The sequence below is a fragment of the Aliihoeflea sp. PC F10.4 genome (assembly GCF_054612275.1).
Map to the genome: position 1 here is coordinate 3,969,515 of NZ_JBTSWH010000001.1, position 19,014 is coordinate 3,988,528.

Genomic DNA, 19,014 nt, shown 5'->3' on the forward strand with positions numbered 1-19,014 from the left:
GTTCCCTATTTCTTCAACTGGTCCTTGAGCGCGGCGAGCTTGGCGAAGGGTGAATCGGGATCGATCTTCGCCGGCTTGGCTTCGCGCGGGGCTTTGGCTTCCCAGCGGCGCTCTGCGCCGCCCGGTCTGGCATCCCGGCCGCCGTGCGGCTTGTTACCCTTGCGCGGCCCCTTGGCCCCATCCCGCCGGTCCTCGCGGCCTTTGCCACGGAAGCTGCGCTTTTCGCCGTCTGCGTTGTTCGCCTCGTCGGAGCGGCCGCCCTGACGGCGCTGGTCTCCGCGCGGGTTGCGGTTACCTTGCTCGCGGCGCGGGCGCCCGTCGAACCGGCCCTGCCGCCAGATGGTGATCGTCTTGGGTTCTTCCGGCTCGGTTGCGACGTCTTCGGAAGACGCATCTTCCACCGATGTGTCCGGCGAAGCCTCATCGACGCTTTCGGTCTGCGCGGGCTGGTCAGCGGCAGCCACAGGTTCGGGCGCTTCTGCGCTGGCCGGTTCGGCAGGCTCGACGTCACCCTGTTCATCCGCCGGCTCGCTCGAAGCGGCAGCTTCCTCCGCTGGTTGCGCCGGTTCTGCCTTGGCTTTCGCCTCGGCGTCGAACGCGTCGAGCTTCGCCTTTACTTCTTCTTCCGGTTTGACGTCGCCGCGATAACCGAGACCCTTCAGGATTTCGTCCATGTCCTCGGCGGTCGCACCGAGGATCGACATCATGGCGGGTGTGACGATGAAGGCGTTGCCGTCGAATGCACCGTCAGGACGGGGGCCGACGCCTGCCTTCCAGGCAAGCGCAGGGCGAATGAGATCGGCGAGGCGCTCGAGAATATCGACGCGCACCGCGCGCCGGCCAAGATTGCGGTAGCCGGCGAGCCTGTAGAAATCCTTGTCGATCGCCTGATCGATCACGAGCGAGGTGCGGCCCGAGGCGAGTGCGTTGACCACATCGCCGAAGCCGGGCTTGTCCTTGCCGTCGTTCTTCAGCGCCCAGAGCAGCGTGACGATGCCGGCCGGGCCGGGCTTCAACAGCGCGGGGATGAAGACATGGAATGCGCCGAAGCGCACGCCCAGACGACGCAGCGCGGCGCGTGCGTCCTGATCGAGCCCGCGCACGTCCTCGGCCACGTCGCGGCGGTTCAGGAGGCCGAAATTCTCAACGAGCTGGAACGCGATGCCGCGCGCCATGCCCGAAAGTTGCTCGGCCGCGGTCAAGTCGAAAAGCGGCTTCAGCGCCGTCTCGATCTGATAGTTGACGAAACGGTCGATGCGGGCGGCGACCTTGTCACGCGCCGCACCGGTCAATTGCTCGTCGGCAAGAAGAATTGCCCGCGGGCGCAATGCCTCGTCGCCTGCCGTCAATGTCGCGACGGGCGCGCCGATCCAGCGCACGAGGCCATCGGCCGTCAGCGCGAAGTCGGAATTGCCGCTCGCCGCGAACCGTTCGGCGCGTGCCTCGAATTCGCTCGCAAGCACCTTTTGCGCAGCAGCGCGCACGGCCTTGGCGTCCTCGCCTTCCGCCTTCTGGTCGGCGGTAAAGCGAAAGCCTTGCAATTCGCCCACATGGTGGCCTTCGACCAAAACGTCGCCGGCCGGATTAATTTCAGCTTCAAGCATGCTATTTTCTCTTAAGCGCCGCATCAGCACCGATGTCCTGCGGTCTACGAAGCGTTTCGTCAATCGTTCGTGGAGCGCATCGGACAGTCTGTCCTCGATATCGCGTGTTTTTTCCTGCCAATAGACCGGATCGGCAAGCCATCCCGGCCGGTTCGAAACAAAAGTCCAGGTCCTAATCTGAGCGATCCGGTGAGAGAGCGCGTCGATGTCGCCGCTCGTGGCGTCGGCACGGTGAACCTGCTCGGCCATATAATCGGCATCGACATACCTCTTGGTCGCAAGGTCGATGAAGATCGACCGGATCAGTTCGGCATGCTGTGCGGGCGCGATGCGGCGATAGTCGGGCAGGGCGCACGCATCCCACAAAAGCGCCACGCGTTCGGGCGTGTCAGCCAACGCGCGTACGCGATCGTCCTGCGCCAGAATGTCGAGCGCCTTGGCGTCGACCGCCGGAAGGGCGCGCGCCAGGCCTTCCAGAGGTGGTGGAGCGTCGATCGAGCGCTTCAGGGCGTCGATCGAGGAAAAATCGAACACGGCGCTACGCCATTGAAGCACTTTCACGCTGTCGAAATTATGCGCCTCGATGCGCTCGACCAGTTCGTCGCTCAAAGGATCGACCCGGCCGGTCACGCCGAAGGTGCCGTCGCGCAGGTGACGTCCGGCCCGCCCGGCGATCTGGCCGAACTCGGCAGGCGTCAATTCGCGATACTGGAAGCCGTCGAATTTGCGGTTCTGTGCGAAGGCGACATGGTCCACATCGAGATTCAAACCCATGCCGATCGCGTCGGTGGCGATGAGGTAATCGACATCGCCGGACTGGTAGAGCTCGACCTGTGCGTTTCGCGTGCGAGGGCTGAGCGCGCCGAGCACCACAGCCGCCCCGCCGCGCTGGCGGCGGATCAATTCGGCGATGGCGTAGACCTCGTCGGCGGAGAAGGCGACGATCGCCGTGCGGCGCGGCAGGCGCGTCAGCTTCTTGGAGCCCGCATAGGCCAGATGCGACATGCGCGGACGGGTGACGACGGAAACGCCGCGCAGGAGCTTTTCGAGGATCGGGCGCATCGTCGCCGCGCCAAGAAGCAGTGTTTCCTGACGGCCGCGCAGATTGAGGATGCGGTCTGTGAAGATGTGGCCGCGCTCGAAATCGGCGGCAAGCTGCACCTCGTCGATGGCGACGAAAGCCGCATCCGTCTCGCGCGGCATCGCTTCCACCGTGCAGACCGAATAGCGCGCGCCGGGCGGCACGATCTTCTCCTCGCCCGTGATCAGCGCGACCTTCGATGCGCCGACCTTTTCGACCACGCGCGTATAGACCTCACGCGCGAGCAGGCGCAAAGGCAGGCCGATGACGCCGGATTCATGGGCGACCATGCGTTCGATCGCCAGATGCGTCTTGCCGGTGTTCGTCGGACCGAGGATCGCGGTGACGTCGCGGCCGGAAACGATCAAAGGCTGCGACGGGCGAGGCTGAATGTTCATCTATCCAAAAAGGCCTTTTGGCCGACGGAATGTCGGGAACGGTTAGCACCCCGGCTCCGCCAAGTGAATGGGCGGACCTCTTGCGCGCCCCACATAGTATTTCGAAACGTCATGCGCCAGTCGCCCAAGCGGAACGAGTCTGGAACGAAAAGGGATCGAATCGCTGACTCGGCAGGTTCTCGTTCCGTTCCTTTTTGCGCCGCTTCCAGTTCACGCAACGGCAATTCATCCACCGGTTGTCCACAAGTCGTGCACCGTCTTTCCACGCATTTTCGGAGCGGAAAGACGGGCTTGTCGGTGACGTTCAGACGACGAACTGGCCGCCATTGGCCGAAATGGTCGAGCCGGTGATGAAGCTGGCGTCGTCGGAAGCGAGGAAGACGACGCAGCGCGCGATTTCATCCGGCTCGCCCAGACGCCCGACGGGAATCTGGGCGATGATGCCCTCGCGCACCTTTTCCGGCACGGCCATGACCATGTCGGTGCCGATATAGCCGGGGCAAATGGCGTTGACTGTGATGCCGGCCTTCGCGCCTTCCTGCGCAAGCGCCTTGGTGAAGCCGATATCGCCGGCCTTCGCCGCTGAATAGTTCGCCTGCCCCATCTGGCCCTTCTGACCGTTGATCGACGAGATATTGATGACCCGGCCGAATTTGCGCTCGCGCATGCCGCTCCACACCGGATGCGTCATGTTGAACAGGCCGGTCAGATTGGTGCCGATGACCTCGTTCCACATATCCGGCGTCATGCGGTGGAACATCGCGTCCCGCGTGATTCCCGCATTGTTGACCAGCACATCGATCGGCCCGATCTCGGCCTCGACTTTGGCGATACCTTCCTTGCAAGCCTCGTAGCTCGAAACATCCCATTTAAACACCGGAATGCCCGTCTCGGCCCTAAAGGCGTTCGCCTTCTCGTCATTGCCGGCATAGGTCGCGGCGACCTTGTATCCGGCGGCCGTCAGTGCCTGCGAAATAGCCGCGCCGATGCCGCGCGAGCCGCCAGTGACGAGTGCTGTGCGTGTGGTCATGAATACTCCTCCCCTTCTTTATGAGGGGAGCGGGCAAGGAGGAAGTAGGGAATTGCTTGTCCCTGTTTCCCTTTCCCCACTCCCTGTTTCCCTCAGTTCACCGCTTCCACGCACATGGCGACGCCCATTCCGCCGCCGATGCAAAGCGTTGCGAGACCCTTTTGCGCACCGCGGCGCTTCATCTCGAAGAGCAGCGTGTTGAAGACGCGCGCGCCCGATGCACCGATCGGATGACCGATGGCGATCGCGCCGCCATTGACGTTCACGATGTCCGGGTTCCAGCCCATGTCCTTGTTGACGGCGCAGGCCTGTGCGGCAAAGGCCTCGTTCGCCTCGACGAGATCGAGGTCGGCGACGGACCAGCCGGCCTTTTCAAGAGCCTTGCGCGAGGCGGGGATCGGGCCGGTGCCCATGATCTGCGGGTCGACGCCGGCCGTCGCCCAGGAAACGATGCGAGCGAGCGGGGTGATGCCGCGGCGCTTTGCTTCGTCGGCGCTCATCAAAACGACGGCGGCCGCGCCGTCATTAATGCCGGACGCGTTCGCAGCCGTCACCGTGCCTTCCTTGTCGAAAGCCGGCTTCAGTTTCTGCATGGCTTCGATCGTTGCGCCATGGCGGATATATTCATCGTCCTCGACCACCACGTCGCCCTTGCGGGTCTTGATCGTGAACGGGACGATCTCGTCCTTGAAGCGGCCGGCCTTCTGCGCAGCTTCCGCCTTGTTCTGCGAGGCGACCGCGAACTGATCCTGTTCCTCACGCGTCAACTGCCATTGGCGAGCGACATTCTCGGCCGTGTTGCCCATGTGATAGCCGTAAAAGGCGTCCCACAGTCCGTCCTTGATCATCGTGTCGATCATCTTGAAGTCGCCCATCTTCTGGCCGGCACGCATATGTGCGGCATGTGGAGCCATCGACATGGATTCCTGCCCGCCCGCAACGATGATTTTCGCATCGCCGGTGGCGATCTGCTGCATGCCGAGGGCGACGGCGCGAAGTCCCGAGCCGCAAAGCTGGTTGAGGCTCCAGGCTGTAGCTTCCTGCGGAATGCCGGCCGCCATTGCGGCCTGACGTGCCGGGTTCTGGCCCTCGCCGGCCTGCAGGATCTGGCCCATGATCACTTCGTCAACGTCTTTGCCGTCGACACCAGCGCGTTCGAGCGCGCCCTTGATGGCGGCTGCGCCCAGTTCATGGGCGGGAACGGCGGCGAATGCGCCGTTGAACGAGCCGACAGGGGTGCGGGCCGCACTCGCGACGACGATGGAATGTGTCTCGGACATGTAGGTTACTCCGGTCAGAACGCGCGCAAGCGGCGCTTTTGCCCATTTCTTGCCGGTTCGTCGCCGTTAGTCAAACCGGCAAACAGGAAACGTGCAGTGCACAAAGCGCTTTCAATTGCCTGCCTTTTGCGCATATCCTTTGCGCTTGCCGAGCGGAAACAGTCGGTTAATCCCTGGGAGCCAGCCTTATGCCCGCAAAGAAGAACGAACCGGTGGTCATCAAGAAATATGCGAACCGGCGGCTCTACAATACGGGCACGAGTACCTATGTGACGCTCGAAGACCTGGCCGAGATGGTCAAGCGCGGCGAGGAGTTTTCGGTTCAGGACGCGCGCTCGGGCGAGGACATCACCCATTCGGTTCTGACGCAGATCATCTTCGAACTGGAAAATCGCGACGGGCAGAACATGCTGCCGATCCCGTTCCTGCGCCAGCTCATCGCATTTTACGGCGATCAGATGCAGATGGTCGTGCCGAGCTTCCTCGAACAGTCGATGGTCGCATTCGCCAAGGAGCAGGAGCGGTTTCGCCAGCAGATGAAGGATTCGGTCGGCAAGTCGCCAATGGGCATGATGCCGATGACCGCGCCGCTGAAAGCGATGGAAGATCAGGCGCTGCGCAACGCCGAACTTTTTCAGAACGCCATGCGCATGTTCACACCTTTTCCGGTGACTGGCGGTCACGATGCCGCCAAGCCCGCCGATGATGGCGCTGCCGAGACCAAGGGCGGCGATGACCTTTCCGAACTGAAGGAGCAGATCGCCGCGATGCAGCGCAAGCTCGACCAAATCGGGAAGTAGGCCGGAACGATGTTCCCGGCATTCTTGACAATTCTTGTCTTCGTTCTGATCGGACCACCCGCCGGCGCTATGGTTCTGGGTTTTTCCGTCGCACTCCTGAACATCGCAAGCATCCAGGGTGGGCCGCACCTTTTCATGGCGGCGATCTTCTTGTCACCGTTCGGGTATTTGGCAGGCGGTCTGCAGGCACTGCTTGTCGGCGGTATCACCGGCACGGCGATTGGACTTCGTGGCTATGCGCCGCTCTGGTTGCCGCTAGGGGCAGCGTTCCTGACCGCAATTATTTATGTCTGGTACAAGAATGATGACTGGTATGTGTCGGCATTGATGATGCTCGCGCATCTGATTCCTGCGGGTATTTGCTGGCTGATCGTGCGCCGGTTGATACCCCGCGCGTAACTACCACCCCATCGCGCAGCCGTCCTTGCGCGGGTCGGAGCCGCCGATCAGGAAGCCGGACTTCTCATCGATGACGATCGCCTGGCCGCCGCCATGCGGGGCGTCTGCGGCGCGGACCGTGTGACCGCGTCTTTCGAGTTCGGAACGGACGTCCTCGCCGATCGCCGTTTCGACCCGCAGTACGTCTTCGTCGTCGCCCCAGAAGATGCGCGGATGATCGATCGCTTCCTGCGGGTCCATGCCGTGATCGACCATATTCGAAATCACATGCGCATGGCCCATCGGCTGATAGTCGCCGCCCATGACGCCGAATGAAATCGCAGCCTTGCCGGCGCGCGTCGCCATCGCCGGGATGATGGTGTGCATCGGCCGCTTGCCGGGACCGATCTCGTTCGGATGGCCGGCGGTCAGCGAGAAGCCCGCGCCGCGATTCTGCAACGTGATCCCGGAAACGGGTGTGACCAGCCGCGAACCGAACGCGTAATAGGTCGAGTTGATGAAAGAGACCGCGCGCCGGTCGCGATCGACGACGGTGAGATAGACGGTGTCGGACGAAGGCATTTCCGGCGGCGTTAAATCGGCGATGCGTCGTTCGGGATTAAAGCGGGCGGCGAGCCGGTCGATATAGGCATCCGACAGGAGCTCGGCTGGGGTGACGGTCATCGTCGCCGGATCGGCGACAAGGTGATCGCGCACCGAATAGGCGAGGCGCGCTGCCTCGATTTCGAGATGGACGCGGTCGGCCGAATCGGGCGCAAGTGCACCACCGCCGAGCTTTGCCAGAAGCCGCATCAGGATCAGCGCGGTGATGCCCTGCCCGTTCGGCGGAATTTCGTGCACGTCGAGGTCGCCGTAGCGCGTGGAGATGGTGTCGACCCAATCCGCCGAGACGGCCGCTAGATCCTCTTCCGTCATGAAGCCACCCCCGGCCTGAACGGTCGCCGCGATCTCGGCGCCGATGGCGCCCTGATAGAAGGCCTTTGCTCCGTCCTTCGCTATAGCCCGGAACGTTTGCGCCAGCGCCGGGGCGCTGTGGCGAGAACCGATTGTGGGCGCCTTGCCGTCGACGAGATAATGTCTCGCTGCGCCGGAATCTTTCGCCAGCCATTCGGCCGCCTTCGGCCAGTCGAGCGCGACGCGGCCGTGAACGGCATAGCCGTCCTCGCCGTAGCGGATCGCGTCAGAGAAGAGTTCGTCGAAACCTTTGGTGCCGAAGCGTTGCGACAGCTTTTCCCAGGCGTCGATCGCGCCGGGAACCGTGACGGCAAGAGCGCCGAATGTGGGCATCTTGGCATGGCCAAGGTCGCGATAACGTTGCGGATCGGCTCCCATCGGCGCGCGTCCCGAGCCGTTGAGGGCATGGATCGTTCCGTCAGGCTCAGCAAGGATGACGAAGCAGTCGCCGCCGATGCCGGTCATGTGCGGTTCGACCACGCAAAGCGTCGCGCAAGCGGCGATCGCCGCATCGACCGCGTTGCCGCCGGATTTCAGGACGGACAGGGCCGTCATCGTCGCCAGCGGGTGCGATGTCGCGGCCATTCCGTTCTCGGCATAGACGGCCGAGCGGCCAGGCAGGTCGAAGTTGCGCATGCGATTGTCTCCCTTGTGCGACCTTAGTTCGCATGTTCGGTTCGCACCGATCAATAATTGATTTGGCCCGCCCGCAAGACGCAAAAAACCCGCCGAAAATCGACGGGTTCATTGGAGATCTCAAGCTGGATAATTGCCGTCTTGCGGGGCGTTCCGATCAGCGCGTGATGAAGGACTGGAAGATATAGCCCTTTTGTCCGTCATAGCTGACTTCGCACCAGCGGCAGTCGGTTTCGGCCTCGATCGAGGCATTCGCGGGAACGACTGCGACGACGTTCGCATCGTCGGCGGGAGCCGAGCGCATGTTGACGTACTGGCTGGCCTTGGCAGGCTGAAGGTTGCTTGCGAGCGCCGGCTCAGCTTCAGCCGTCTCACCGGTGCCGGAAAGGGCAGCGTCGAATGCGCTACGCTCGCGCGGGGCGATAGCTGGCCGCTCAGGGGCAAATCCAGCCGCCTGTGCAGGGATGGTCGAGGTGTAGAGCGCATCGTCCGAACCGAGCGTGCCCGCGATCTCGACGGCCGCGACGGTCTCGTCGATGGCCTTTTTAAGCTCGGCCATCTTGTTTTCGTCGACCGCAAGCGCGTCGGCGCTCCAGCGCGGGTCGTTGGCGGCAAGCCCGGATGCGTCGGTGCCGGTCATGCGCGCTGCTGTAGTCGCGACCGGGGCGGGCGTAGCGTCGGCGGATACGGTTTCCACGGCAGGCTGGGCGGCGTCGACAGCAACGGCGGCGCTTTCCTCCGTTGCCTGCTGCGCCGTATCGGCTGAGTCGGGAGAGGTCGTGGTGAGGCTGCGTGCGACGGGGCCGACGGCCAGCGCTCCAACCAGAGCAAGGCCGACAAGGCAGATGGCGGCAGGCGCTGCTGCCTTGCGCATCAGGTTCTTCGGCTTCAAAATCCGACTGATTTCGTGTTCGTTCCCCTCGCCATTCCAATCGATACGACGACGCGGCGTGTCTACGGACATTCTATCAAACCCTAAACTACTGCTTGCACGATCGCCGCAGCCGAACAGGCGGGCGATGTAGGCGGCGAAGCAGATTCGTGAATCCCTCTTTGCGACAACATAACATCGATTGTGGCGGTGATGAGCCGGGTTAATTGCCCGTTAAGAAACGGCGGACCTGTTACAGGGCAGCAACGCAACAAAATTATTTGACACACAATATTTAAATCGGTTCAAACAAACAAAATAGCTCTTATTGGGTATTGCAGTGCGTAATGAAACGTGAATTTTCCTTTCCGCCAACGCGTATTGCCGTCGCGTTGGCCTTTATAGCGAACGGACTGGTCATCGGTGCCTGGGCACCGCAGATCCCAGCGCTTGCCGAGCGGATCGATCTGTCGGAAAGCCGGCTCGGGTTGCTGATCCTTGTTTTCGGTCTTGGCGCGCTTGTCGCCATGCCCTGGTGCGGCGGCCTCATTGCAAGGCACGGCTCTCGCCGTCCGCTCGTTGTTTTCGCGGCCTTGATGCCGTTCAGCCTGCCGGCGGTCGTACTGGCTCCCGATTTCATGGTCGCGGCATTTGCCATGTTCGGCTTCGGCGCATTGATCGGTGGCATGGACGTGGCCATGAACGCCAACGCGGTCGCCGTCGAGCGCCATCTCGACCGCGCGATCATGTCGTCGTCGCATGGCTTCTGGAGCCTTGGCGGTTTTGCCGGGGCGGCGGCGGGCGGATATTTGTTGCAAGCTTATGGAGCATTCGCCCAGTCAGTCGCCGCCGGGATCGTGGCCGGGCTCCTGAGTCTCGCGGTGGCACGTCTTGCGTTTCGGGATAAGCCGTCCGAAGGCGAGACAGCGCTGCGTGTGCGATGGCCGCTGACGCCGTTGCCTTATCTTCTGGGACTGGCGGCGCTTCTCGGCATGATTCCAGAAGGTGCCATTCTCGATTGGGCGGCGCTTTACCTCCAGCGCGAACAGGGTGCCGGTCCTGCACAGGCCAGCCTCGCTTTCGCACTGTTCTCGGCGGCCATGGCCGTCATGCGCTTTTCCGGTGATTTGATCCGTGACCGATTCGGCGCGGTCTTAACGCTGCGTGCATCCTGTCTGATCGCAAGCGCAGGGCTTGTGGGGGCTGGGCTGTCACCGTCGCCAGATCTTGCCATCGCCTTCTTTGCGCTTGCGGGGCTGGGGCTTGCCAATATCGTGCCGATCGCGTTTTCGGCTGCCGGCAACCAGACGGGCCTTTTGCCCGGCGTCGGCATGAGCGTGGCGACCACGATGGGCTATTCGGGCATCCTCGTCGCGCCTTCGGCGATCGGCTTCATCGGCGAGCGGACAGGGTTTGCGCCGATTTTCGTGGCATTGGCCGTTCTTATCCTGGTGCTGGCGGCGTTCGCGCCTGTCGCGTCCATCGCCGATCGCCAAAAGCCGGCCCCATAAAGCCAAAACGCCCGGCAGGTTTTCACCGCCGGGCGAAGGCGTGCTCCGTCTCGCAGAGGGCGCTAGATGCGGCCCATCAATACGAGGATCAGCACTACTACCAGGACGACCCCGAGAATGCCGGACGGGCCATAGCCCCAGCCGCGCGAATGCGGCCAGGCGGGTATGGCGCCGAGCAGGATCAGGATCAGAATGATTATCAGAATTGTACCGAGCGTCATGACGTGGTTCCCCAACTCTCCTCGAACGAGATGATCCCGTTCTGCGCCCTAAATGCATGAAGCCGCCCGCAGGTTCCGCTTCCGCCCTTGCACGCGCCGCACCGGTCGGCCACAAAGCTGCATGACATCCCGTCCTTATCGCCCGCGCCGCTCCGTTCTCTACGTTCCCGCCACGAACGCCAAGGCGCTGGCCAAGACCGCCAGCTTGGATTGCGACGCCGTCATTATCGATCTGGAAGACGCCGTCGCGCCGCAGGACAAGAAGGCCGCGCGCGCGGCTGCCGTAGCCTTCATCGCCGAACACGGCGCGGGTTCGAAGGAAACCGTAATCCGCATCAATGCCCTGTCCAGCGAATGGGGGCGGGACGACCTGAAGGCGGTGCGCGAAGCCAAGCCCGATGCGATCCTGCTGCCGAAGGTCGATGGCCCGCGCGACATTCTGGAGGCGGACCGCATGCTCGACCGTGCTGGGACCGATCCGTCCTTGTGGCTTTGGGCGATGATCGAGACGCCGCGCGCAATGCTCAATCTCGGCGCGATTGCGGAACTTGGCCGCGACAATGCCGCGCGGCTCGCCTGCCTCGTCGCCGGCACCAACGACCTCGTCAAGGATACGGGCGTTCTTTCGACGCCGGATCGCCGCTACCTGACGCCATGGCTGATGCAGATGGTGCTGGCCGCGCGTGCAGGCTCGCTCGATGTTCTCGACGGCGTCTCGAACGATTTTCGCGATCTGGACGCGTTTTCGGCCGAGTGCAGCGAGGCCGCGAATATGGGTTTCGACGGCAAGACGCTGATCCATCCCGCACAGGTCGCACCGGCTAGTCTGGCTTTTTCACCCGCCGAGGATGCAATCCGGGAAGCCGAAGCGATCCGCGCGGCATTCTCCGCGCCGGAAAACGCCGGCAAAGGCGTTCTGTCGATCGATGGCCGGATGGTCGAGCGGCTTCATCTGGAACAGGCCGAGCGGCTTTTGGCCCGGGCCGGCAAAAAGGAGACTGTCTGAATGCGCCTCTATCGTTTGTTGACCGGCCCCGACGATTCGAGCTTTTGCCACAAGGTGTCCAACGCTCTGGCGAAGGGCTGGCATCTGCATGGATCGCCGACCTATTCCTATGACGCTGAAGCCAAGGCGATGCGTTGCGGCCAGGCGGTGATCAAGGACGTTCCGGGCGTCGAATACGATCCGTCGATGAAGCTCGGCGAGCAGTAAGGCTTCACTTTTCCGGCGGCGCGGCGCTCTCGCGAACGACCAGACGAACGGGAAGTGTTTGCGAAATCGCGGGTGTCGCGTCCCCGTTTTGGCTGGTCTCGATCAAAGAGAGCAGCGTTCTCGCCGCCGTTTCGCCGATCAGCGCGCGGGGCTGCGCGATCGTCGTCAGCGATGGCACGAAATGCGCGGCGATCTCGATGTCGTCGAAACCGACAACAGACACATCGTGCGGTACCGATACGCCACGCTGATGCAGCGCTCCGATAAAGCCGCAAGCCATCGCATCCGACGCGCAGAACACCGCGCTCGGCCGCTCTTCCAGCGCTAGCCAGCGATCCGCGGCGGCCGCGCCCGACGCGAGCGAGAAGTCTCCCGTAAAGAACCAGTCCTCACGGATTTCGAGTGCCCGTTCGGTCAGCGCTGCCCGTGCGCCATGTCGCCGCGTGATGGTGAGGATGTTGTCGGGAGGACCCATCAGGTGTCCGATCCGCGTATGACCGAGATCGGCCAGATGGCCGATGGCAAGCCGTGCGCCTTCCACATTGTCGATCGTGACGGTCGGGCGCGGATCGCTGTCCAGCCATTCGCAGGCGAAGACGATCGGCGGATGACGGGTCGTGGTCTCACTGATCGACAACACGTCCGCTGGCAGGTCGGCGTCGAGCACGATCAGGCCGTCCGCGCGGTTGTTGTGGAGATAGTCCGTGATGCGGTGGTCTGCGTCCGAGGCCGGCCGCGTATCGGCGATCAGCACATTGTAGCCGGATGTGGCCATTGCGGCGGTAATACCCGAAAGGATTTGCGAAAAGAACGGGTTGGCGAGGTTCGGCACCAGAACGACGATGCCGCCGGCCTGCCTGCGGCGCAGATTACGCGCCGCGTGATTGATCCGGTAGCCGGTTTCCTCGATCGCCTTGAGGACGCTCGCGCGGGTCGTCTCCGACACGCGGTCGGGTGCAGACAGCGAACGGCTTACCGTTGCGGTCGAAACGCCTGCGGCTATCGCCACATCCCTGATTTTCGGAAATCTGTCTGTCATTCGCCGTTCCGCCTGCGGGCCAGATAGCGTGCGGCGTGGAGTTCGTCACCAGTCTTCATTGGTTCGGCTTCCGCAAAAATCGACTTGTCAGCCATTAACTTCTGTGTTTGCATTGAATGCAATCGATTACATCGCTGCAACGCAACAGTTTTGCGCTGCAAATGTGAGATATCGAGGTCGGGCGTGGAGGCGCCCCGGAGGAGATGCATGAAGACGATCAAGGGCCCTGCGCTGTTTTTGGCGCAGTTCGCAGGCGACGAAGCGCCGTTCAATTCCTGGGATTCGATCACCAGATGGGCCGCCGATTGCGGCTACAAGGGCGTTCAGGTGCCAAGCTGGGACAGCCGTCTGATCGATCTGGAAAAAGCGGCCACTTCCAAGGATTATTGCGACGAGTTCGCGGGCAAGGCGCGTGAAAACGGCGTCGAGGTGACCGAGCTATCGACGCATCTGCAAGGCCAGCTCGTCGCCACGCATCCGGCCTATGACGAAGCCTATGACGGCTTCACCGTCCCGCAGATGCGCGGCAATACGAAGGCGCGTCAGGAATGGGCCGTCGATCAGGTGAAGAAGGCGCTCAGTGCCTCGAAGAACCTTGGCATCGGCGCGTTAGCCTCTTTCTCCGGTGCGCTTGCATGGCCGTATCTTTATCCGTGGCCGCAACGCCCCGCCGGCCTCATCGAGACGGCATTCGACGAATTGGCCCGACGCTGGAAGCCGATCCTCGACCATGCCGATTCCTGCGGCGTCGATGTCTGTTACGAGATCCATCCAGGCGAGGACCTCTTCGACGGGACGACCTTCGAGATGTTCCTCGAACGCGTCGGCAACCACGCCCGCGCCAACATGCTCTACGACCCGTCGCACTACGTGCTGCAATGTCTCGACTATCTCGACAATATCGACATCTATGCCGAGCGCATCCGCATGTTCCACGTCAAGGATGCCGAGTTCAATCCGACCGGGCGGCAAGGCGTCTATTCGGGCTTCCAGCCGTGGATCAACCGCGCCGGGCGCTTCCGCTCGCTCGGCGACGGACAGGTCGATTTCGGCGCGGTGTTCTCGAAGCTCACGGCAAATGATTTCGACGGCTGGGCTGTGGTCGAGTGGGAATGCTGCCTGAAGCATCCCGAGGACGGCGCGCGCGAAGGCGCGCAATTCGTCAAGGACCATATCATTCGCGTGACGGACAAGGCTTTCGACGATTTCGCCGACGGCGGCACCGACGAAGCCGCCAATCGCCGCATGCTTGGTCTGGCGTAGGGGGCAGTGGATGGCGATTACGGGAAGCTCCGAGACACGGCGGGGACCGATCCGGCTCGGCATGGTCGGCGGCGGCAAGGACGCGTTTATCGGGGCCGTCCATCGCATCGCCGCGCGTCTCGACGGCGAATACGCGCTTGTTGCGGGTGCGCTCTCTTCTACGCCGCAAAAAGCGCTGGAATCGGGCCGGGCGCTCGGCCTCGACGAAAAGCGCATCTACGGCTCCTATCGCGACATGGCTTCGCGCGAGGCGCGGCTGAAGGACGGGATCGAGGCGGTCGCCATCGTCACGCCGAACCACATGCACTATCCGATCGCGCGCGAGTTCCTGAAGCGCGGCATTCACGTCATTTGCGACAAGCCGCTGACCTCGACGCTGGCAGACGCCAAGAAGCTCGAAAAACTGGCGAACGAAAGCGATGCGCTGTTCGTGCTGACGCACAATTATACCGGCTACCCGATGATCCGGCAGGCGCGCGAAATGATCGCGAATGGCGATCTCGGGCAGCTCCGCGTCGTGCAGGCCGAATATGCACAGGACTGGCTGACCGAGGCAGCAGAGGATGCTGGATCGAAGCAGGCCGCGTGGCGCACCGATCCCGCACAGTCCGGCGCTGGTGGGTCGATCGGCGACATCGGCACGCATGCCTTTAATCTGCTTTCGTTCGTTACAGGTCTCAGGACAGATGAACTGGCGGCCGAACTGCACCGCTTCGTGCCCGGACGACGCGTCGACGACAACGCCCATATTCTTCTGCGCTTTGCCGGCGGCGCGCGCGGCATGCTGTGGTCGAGCCAGGTCGCGCCGGGCTGCGAAAACGGCCTGAAGCTGCGCATCTACGGCGAGAAGGGCGGCATCGAATGGTGCCAAGAAGAGCCGAACAAGCTCTGGTTCACGCCATTCGGAGAGCCGAAGCGTCTCATCACGCGCAACGGCGCGGGCGCAGGACCCGCTGCCGCACGCGTCAGCCGCATTCCGCCCGGCCATCCGGAAGGCTACCTAGAAGGCTTCGCAAATATCTACACAGAGGCCGCCCGTGCGATCCGGGCGAAGCAGGCGGGCGAAAAGCTGCCGGAGGACGTGATCTACCCAACCGTCGCCGACGGCGTCGAGGGCCTTAAATTCATCGATGCCTGCATTCGTTCGTCGGCAAAGAACGGGGGCTTCGTCAAGCTGTGAGCGAGCACGCCGCCATCCTCGAAGCACGTGACGTCTCCCGGTCCTTCGGCCCGGTCGAGGTGCTGCACGAGGTCGGCATCGCACTTCAAGGTGGCGAGGTGCACGCGCTGATCGGTGAGAACGGCGCGGGCAAGTCAACGATCATGAAAATCCTGTCGGGATATCTCGAACCGACGAAGGGCGAATTGCTGCTCGACGGCGCGCCGACACGTTTTTCCTCCAGCGAGGACGCTGAGAACAAGGGCGTCATCCTGATCCATCAGGAGTTCAATCTCGCCGAGCAACTGAGCGTCGAGGAAAACATCTTCCTTGGGCGCGAACTGAAGCGCGGCATCTTTCTCGACAAGAAAGCGATGCGCGCCGAAGCCGCCCGGCTTTTGTCCGAACTCGAAACGCGCGTCAGCCCGGACGCGCGCGTCTCCGACATTTCCGTTTCCGACAAGCAGATGGTCGAGATCGCCAAAGCCCTGTCGCGCAATGCGCGCGTGCTGATCATGGACGAGCCGACGGCTGTTCTGACCAACCGCGAAGCGGAGGTGCTGTTTCGCCAGATCGCGCGGCTGAAGGAGAAGGGCACCGCGATCCTCTACACCTCGCATAAGCTCGACGAAGTCGCGCGCATCGCCGACCGGATTACCGTCTTTCGCGACGGGGCGGGGGTGGCGGCCGTAGAGGCGGGCGAGATGAACGAAGACCAGATGGCGCAGGCCATGGTCGGGCGCGAATTGTCGAACCTGTTCCCGGTCAAGGTGCCCGCAAGCGCGGCCGAAACCATCCTTTCCGTGCGCAATCTCGATGTCGAGGACATCGTCAAGGATGCCTCCTTCGATCTGCGGCGCGGCGAAATTCTCGGCTTTGCGGGCCTCGTGGGAGCCGGGCGTACCGAACTCATGGAAGGCGTGATCGGCGTTCGTCCGGCAAACGGCACGATCGAAGTCGAGGGCAAGCCGGCGACGATCCGCAACGTCAAGGACGCGCGCCGGGCGGGCATCGTCTACCTCACCGAGGACCGCAAAGGGCGCGGCCTCGTGCTGACGCAAGGCATGCGCGAGAATCTGACGCTTCTGGCGCTCGACCGTTTCGGCCGTTACGCGATCGACCGACGCGCCGAAGAAGCGGCGCTGGACAAGGCGATCTCGGAGTTCGACGTGCGTGCGCCGACACGCGCGGTCAAGGTCGGGAACCTGTCGGGCGGCAATCAGCAGAAGCTGCTTTTGGCAAAGACCATGCTGGCCGAACCCGACATCGTCATCATCGACGAGCCGACACGCGGCATCGACATCGGCACCAAGCAGCAGATCTACGAATTCATCCACAAGCTCGCCGCCTCCGGCAAGAGCGTCATCGTCATCTCTTCCGAGATGGCCGAGATCATCGGTCTCTCCCACAGGGTCGTCGTCATGCGGTCGGGCCGCATCACCGGCATTTTGCAGGGCGCGGAGATCAACGAGGACCAGATCGTGCGTTACGCGATGGGTCTTGAAGGCAAGGAAGCAGCATGACCAGCGAAACGGCGACGGCCGCTCCTGCCCGCTCGGGCTTTCGCATCGACTTCCACGTATGGGGGCCGGTGATCGCGCTTCTGGCGCTGATCGCGCTCGGCGCGTTCCTCAACCCGAACTTCCTGTCTTACGGCAATGTGACGAACGTGCTCGCGCGCTCGGCCTTTATCGGCATCATTGCGGTCGGCATGACCTTCGTCATCACGTCGGGCGGGCTCGATCTTTCCGTCGGGTCGATGGCCGCCTTCATCGCCGGCGTCATGATCATGGTGATGAATGCGCTGGTGCCGTCGATGGGCGTCGGCTGGGGCGTCATCTTCGTCGGCATGGCGGCGGCGCTCGCCGTCGGCGTGGCGGCAGGTCTGATCAACGGCCTCCTCATCACGCAGGCGCGGATCGAGGCCTTCATCGTCACGCTCGGCACGATGGGCATCTTCCGTTCGCTGATCACCTGGCTTGCCGATGGCGGCACGCTGTCACTCGATTTCGCCGTGCGCGAGGTTTACCGGCCGGTCTATTACGGCGGCATTCTCGGCGTCGCCTGGCCGATCATCGTCTTCGCGCTCGTCGCCATCATCGGCGAGATCATCATGCGCAAGACGCCGTTCGGCCGTCATTGCGCAGCCATCGGGTCGAACGAGCAGGTCGCGCGCTATTCGGCCGTCCATGTCGAGCGCGTGCGGCTCGCGGCCTATGTGCTGCTCGGCGTTCTCGTCGGTATCGCGACGATCATGTATGTGCCGCGCCTCGGTTCGGCCTCGTCCTCGACGGGCGTGCTGTGGGAACTGGAAGCCATCGCGGCGGTCATCATCGGCGGCACGGTGCTGAAGGGCGGCTTCGGGCGCGTTTGGGGCACGGTCGTCGGCGTCCTGATCCTCAGCCTGATCGGCAATATCCTCAATCTGGCGAACCTCGTCAGCCCCTATCTCAACGGGGCGATCCAGGGCGTCATCATCATTCTGGCCGTCGTGTTGCAGCGGCAGAAAAAAACGGAGCGGTAGGAGATTTCCGTTCCAGCGAAGTCAACAAAGGGAGGTAAGATCATGAAACTTTCAGCATTGGCCGGCGTGCTCGCGCTTGGCGTCGCATTCGCCACCCCGCTTTACGCGCAAGATGGCGAAACGTCCGTCATCGGCGTGTCGATCCCGGCAGCCACCCATGGTTGGGCCGGCGGCATGAATTTCCATGCGCAGGCGACCATCGACGCACTGGAGGAGCGCTACGAAAACCTCGACTTCGTGCTCTCGACGGCGTCCGATCCGGGCCAGCAGGTCTCCGACATCGAGGACATGATGGCCACGCGCAACATCGACGCGCTCGTCGTCCTGCCCTTCGAATCCGAGCCGCTGACCGGGCCGGTCCAGCGTGTGAAGGAAGCCGGCAAATGGGTGACCGTGGTCGATCGTGGTCTTAGCCAGGACAACATCGAAGACCTTTACGTCGCCGGCGACAATTCCGGCTTTGGGCGCGTTGCGGGCGAGTTCTTCAAGGAGCGCCTGCCGGACGGCGGCAACATCATCGTCCTGCGCGGCATTCCGACCACGATCGACAATGAGCGCGTCGAGGCGTTCCAGAGTGCGATCGAAGGCTCGGGCATCGAAATCGTCGGCATGGAGCACGGCAACTGGAACCGCGACGACGCCTTTGAGGTCACGCAGGACCTTCTGTCGCGCAATTCCGACGTGGTCGCCGTCTGGGCGTCCGACGACGACATGGCCGTAGGCGCGATCGAGGCCATCAACCAGGCCGGCCGCGAAGGTGAAATGTGGGTGCTTGGCGGCGCCGGCATGAAGGAAATGATCCAGCGCGTCATGGATGGCGACGAGATGGTCCCGGCGGACGTCACCTACCCGCCGGCCATGATCGGCACGGCGATCGAACTGACGGCCCTCAACTATGTCGGCAACGCGCCGGTCTCGGGGAATTTCATCATCGGCTCGGTCCTGATCACGCAGGACAATGCCGAACAGTTCTATTTCCCCGATTCACCATTCTGATCCGGGCATAGACAGTTGCGGCGGCTCTCTTACGA

General features: G+C 62.9%; 17 protein-coding genes. 10 read left to right on the plus strand and 7 right to left on the minus strand.

Annotated features, from left to right (window positions below; translation table 11 throughout):
- Window positions 1-5 precede the first annotated feature (5 nt).
- The 3 genes from ACX82Z_RS19900 to ACX82Z_RS19910 form a co-directional block, all read right to left on the minus strand.
- The gene (locus ACX82Z_RS19900) at window positions 6-3,083 is read right to left on the minus strand and encodes a helicase-related protein (RefSeq protein WP_459590827.1); all 3,078 of its coding nucleotides are present in this window, start codon (window positions 3,081-3,083) and stop codon (window positions 6-8) included.
- 304 nt (window positions 3,084-3,387) lie between these two features.
- Window positions 3,388-4,113, minus strand: coding sequence for an acetoacetyl-CoA reductase (phbB, locus tag ACX82Z_RS19905; RefSeq protein WP_459590828.1), 726 nt, complete (start codon window positions 4,111-4,113; stop codon window positions 3,388-3,390).
- Between the two features lie 92 nt (window positions 4,114-4,205).
- Window positions 4,206-5,393, minus strand: a complete 1,188-nt coding sequence (locus ACX82Z_RS19910; protein ID WP_459590829.1) for an acetyl-CoA C-acetyltransferase — start codon at window positions 5,391-5,393, stop codon at window positions 4,206-4,208.
- A gap of 188 nt (window positions 5,394-5,581) precedes the next feature.
- On the opposite strand from ACX82Z_RS19910, the gene phaR reads away from it, so the two are divergent.
- Together phaR and ACX82Z_RS19920 are read left to right on the plus strand one after the other, a co-directional pair.
- A complete protein-coding gene (gene phaR / locus ACX82Z_RS19915) occupies window positions 5,582-6,193 on the plus strand; it encodes a polyhydroxyalkanoate synthesis repressor PhaR (RefSeq protein ID WP_459590830.1) in 612 nt (203 codons plus the stop codon).
- Between the two features lie 9 nt (window positions 6,194-6,202).
- Complete coding sequence (locus ACX82Z_RS19920) at window positions 6,203-6,592, plus strand: hypothetical protein (RefSeq protein WP_459590831.1); 390 nt, start codon at window positions 6,203-6,205, stop codon at window positions 6,590-6,592.
- On the opposite strand, the gene ACX82Z_RS19925 is transcribed toward ACX82Z_RS19920, so the two are convergent.
- The gene (locus ACX82Z_RS19925) at window positions 6,593-8,182 is read right to left on the minus strand and encodes a gamma-glutamyltransferase family protein (RefSeq protein WP_459590832.1); all 1,590 of its coding nucleotides are present in this window, start codon (window positions 8,180-8,182) and stop codon (window positions 6,593-6,595) included. It abuts the gene before it with no gap.
- A 157-nt stretch (window positions 8,183-8,339) separates the two neighbouring features.
- A complete protein-coding gene (locus ACX82Z_RS19930) occupies window positions 8,340-9,146 on the minus strand; it encodes an SH3 domain-containing protein (protein ID WP_459590833.1) in 807 nt (268 codons plus the stop codon).
- 254 nt (window positions 9,147-9,400) lie between these two features.
- On the opposite strand from ACX82Z_RS19930, the gene ACX82Z_RS19935 reads away from it, so the two are divergent.
- Window positions 9,401-10,564, plus strand: coding sequence for an MFS transporter (locus tag ACX82Z_RS19935; protein WP_459590835.1), 1,164 nt, complete (start codon window positions 9,401-9,403; stop codon window positions 10,562-10,564).
- 62 nt (window positions 10,565-10,626) lie between these two features.
- On the opposite strand, the gene ACX82Z_RS19940 is transcribed toward ACX82Z_RS19935, so the two are convergent.
- The gene (locus ACX82Z_RS19940; RefSeq protein WP_459590836.1) at window positions 10,627-10,785 is read right to left on the minus strand and encodes a DUF3309 family protein; all 159 of its coding nucleotides are present in this window, start codon (window positions 10,783-10,785) and stop codon (window positions 10,627-10,629) included.
- A gap of 121 nt (window positions 10,786-10,906) precedes the next feature.
- On the opposite strand from ACX82Z_RS19940, the gene ACX82Z_RS19945 reads away from it, so the two are divergent.
- Both ACX82Z_RS19945 and ACX82Z_RS19950 read left to right on the plus strand, forming a co-directional pair.
- Window positions 10,907-11,791 (plus strand): HpcH/HpaI aldolase/citrate lyase family protein, encoded by an 885-nt coding sequence (locus ACX82Z_RS19945; RefSeq protein WP_459590837.1) that lies wholly within the window; start codon window positions 10,907-10,909, stop codon window positions 11,789-11,791.
- A complete protein-coding gene (locus ACX82Z_RS19950; protein ID WP_459590838.1) occupies window positions 11,792-11,998 on the plus strand; it encodes a DUF1737 domain-containing protein in 207 nt (68 codons plus the stop codon).
- A gap of 4 nt (window positions 11,999-12,002) precedes the next feature.
- Here the strand turns inward: ACX82Z_RS19950 and ACX82Z_RS19955 are convergent, their stop codons facing one another.
- Window positions 12,003-13,037 carry a LacI family DNA-binding transcriptional regulator gene (locus tag ACX82Z_RS19955; RefSeq protein WP_459590839.1) on the minus strand — a complete coding sequence of 345 codons (1,035 nt, stop codon included), beginning with the start codon at window positions 13,035-13,037 and terminating at the stop codon, window positions 12,003-12,005.
- 207 nt (window positions 13,038-13,244) lie between these two features.
- On the opposite strand from ACX82Z_RS19955, the gene ACX82Z_RS19960 reads away from it, so the two are divergent.
- The 5 genes from ACX82Z_RS19960 to ACX82Z_RS19980 are packed head-to-tail and all read left to right on the plus strand — an operon-like array spanning window position 13,245 to window position 18,979.
- Window positions 13,245-14,300 carry a sugar phosphate isomerase/epimerase family protein gene (locus ACX82Z_RS19960; protein ID WP_459590840.1) on the plus strand — a complete coding sequence of 352 codons (1,056 nt, stop codon included), beginning with the start codon at window positions 13,245-13,247 and terminating at the stop codon, window positions 14,298-14,300.
- 10 nt (window positions 14,301-14,310) lie between these two features.
- Complete coding sequence (locus ACX82Z_RS19965; protein WP_459590841.1) at window positions 14,311-15,480, plus strand: Gfo/Idh/MocA family protein; 1,170 nt, start codon at window positions 14,311-14,313, stop codon at window positions 15,478-15,480.
- The gene (locus tag ACX82Z_RS19970; RefSeq protein ID WP_459590842.1) at window positions 15,477-16,982 is read left to right on the plus strand and encodes a sugar ABC transporter ATP-binding protein; all 1,506 of its coding nucleotides are present in this window, start codon (window positions 15,477-15,479) and stop codon (window positions 16,980-16,982) included. Before ACX82Z_RS19965 ends, ACX82Z_RS19970 begins: the two co-directional genes overlap by 4 nt.
- On the plus strand, window positions 16,979-17,983 hold the full coding sequence (locus ACX82Z_RS19975; protein WP_459590843.1) for an ABC transporter permease: 1,005 nt from the start codon (window positions 16,979-16,981) through the stop codon (window positions 17,981-17,983). The genes ACX82Z_RS19970 and ACX82Z_RS19975 overlap by 4 nt, the downstream gene beginning before the upstream one ends.
- A 42-nt stretch (window positions 17,984-18,025) precedes the next feature.
- Window positions 18,026-18,979 (plus strand): ABC transporter substrate-binding protein, encoded by a 954-nt coding sequence (locus ACX82Z_RS19980; protein WP_459590844.1) that lies wholly within the window; start codon window positions 18,026-18,028, stop codon window positions 18,977-18,979.
- Window positions 18,980-19,014 lie beyond the last annotated feature (35 nt).

Coding starts and splice junctions, on each gene's coding strand:
- ACX82Z_RS19900 (WP_459590827.1), bottom strand. CDS start 3,083: ATGAACATTCAGCCTCGCCCGTCGCAGCCTTTGATCGTTTCCGGCCGC.
- phbB (WP_459590828.1), bottom strand. CDS start 4,113: ATGACCACACGCACAGCACTCGTCACTGGCGGCTCGCGCGGCATCGGC.
- ACX82Z_RS19910 (WP_459590829.1), bottom strand. CDS start 5,393: ATGTCCGAGACACATTCCATCGTCGTCGCGAGTGCGGCCCGCACCCCT.
- phaR (WP_459590830.1), top strand. CDS start 5,582: ATGCCCGCAAAGAAGAACGAACCGGTGGTCATCAAGAAATATGCGAAC.
- ACX82Z_RS19920 (WP_459590831.1), top strand. CDS start 6,203: ATGTTCCCGGCATTCTTGACAATTCTTGTCTTCGTTCTGATCGGACCA.
- ACX82Z_RS19925 (WP_459590832.1), bottom strand. CDS start 8,182: ATGCGCAACTTCGACCTGCCTGGCCGCTCGGCCGTCTATGCCGAGAAC.
- ACX82Z_RS19930 (WP_459590833.1), bottom strand. CDS start 9,146: ATGTCCGTAGACACGCCGCGTCGTCGTATCGATTGGAATGGCGAGGGG.
- ACX82Z_RS19935 (WP_459590835.1), top strand. CDS start 9,401: ATGAAACGTGAATTTTCCTTTCCGCCAACGCGTATTGCCGTCGCGTTG.
- ACX82Z_RS19940 (WP_459590836.1), bottom strand. CDS start 10,785: ATGACGCTCGGTACAATTCTGATAATCATTCTGATCCTGATCCTGCTC.
- ACX82Z_RS19945 (WP_459590837.1), top strand. CDS start 10,907: ATGACATCCCGTCCTTATCGCCCGCGCCGCTCCGTTCTCTACGTTCCC.
- ACX82Z_RS19950 (WP_459590838.1), top strand. CDS start 11,792: ATGCGCCTCTATCGTTTGTTGACCGGCCCCGACGATTCGAGCTTTTGC.
- ACX82Z_RS19955 (WP_459590839.1), bottom strand. CDS start 13,037: ATGACAGACAGATTTCCGAAAATCAGGGATGTGGCGATAGCCGCAGGC.
- ACX82Z_RS19960 (WP_459590840.1), top strand. CDS start 13,245: ATGAAGACGATCAAGGGCCCTGCGCTGTTTTTGGCGCAGTTCGCAGGC.
- ACX82Z_RS19965 (WP_459590841.1), top strand. CDS start 14,311: ATGGCGATTACGGGAAGCTCCGAGACACGGCGGGGACCGATCCGGCTC.
- ACX82Z_RS19975 (WP_459590843.1), top strand. CDS start 16,979: ATGACCAGCGAAACGGCGACGGCCGCTCCTGCCCGCTCGGGCTTTCGC.
- ACX82Z_RS19980 (WP_459590844.1), top strand. CDS start 18,026: ATGAAACTTTCAGCATTGGCCGGCGTGCTCGCGCTTGGCGTCGCATTC.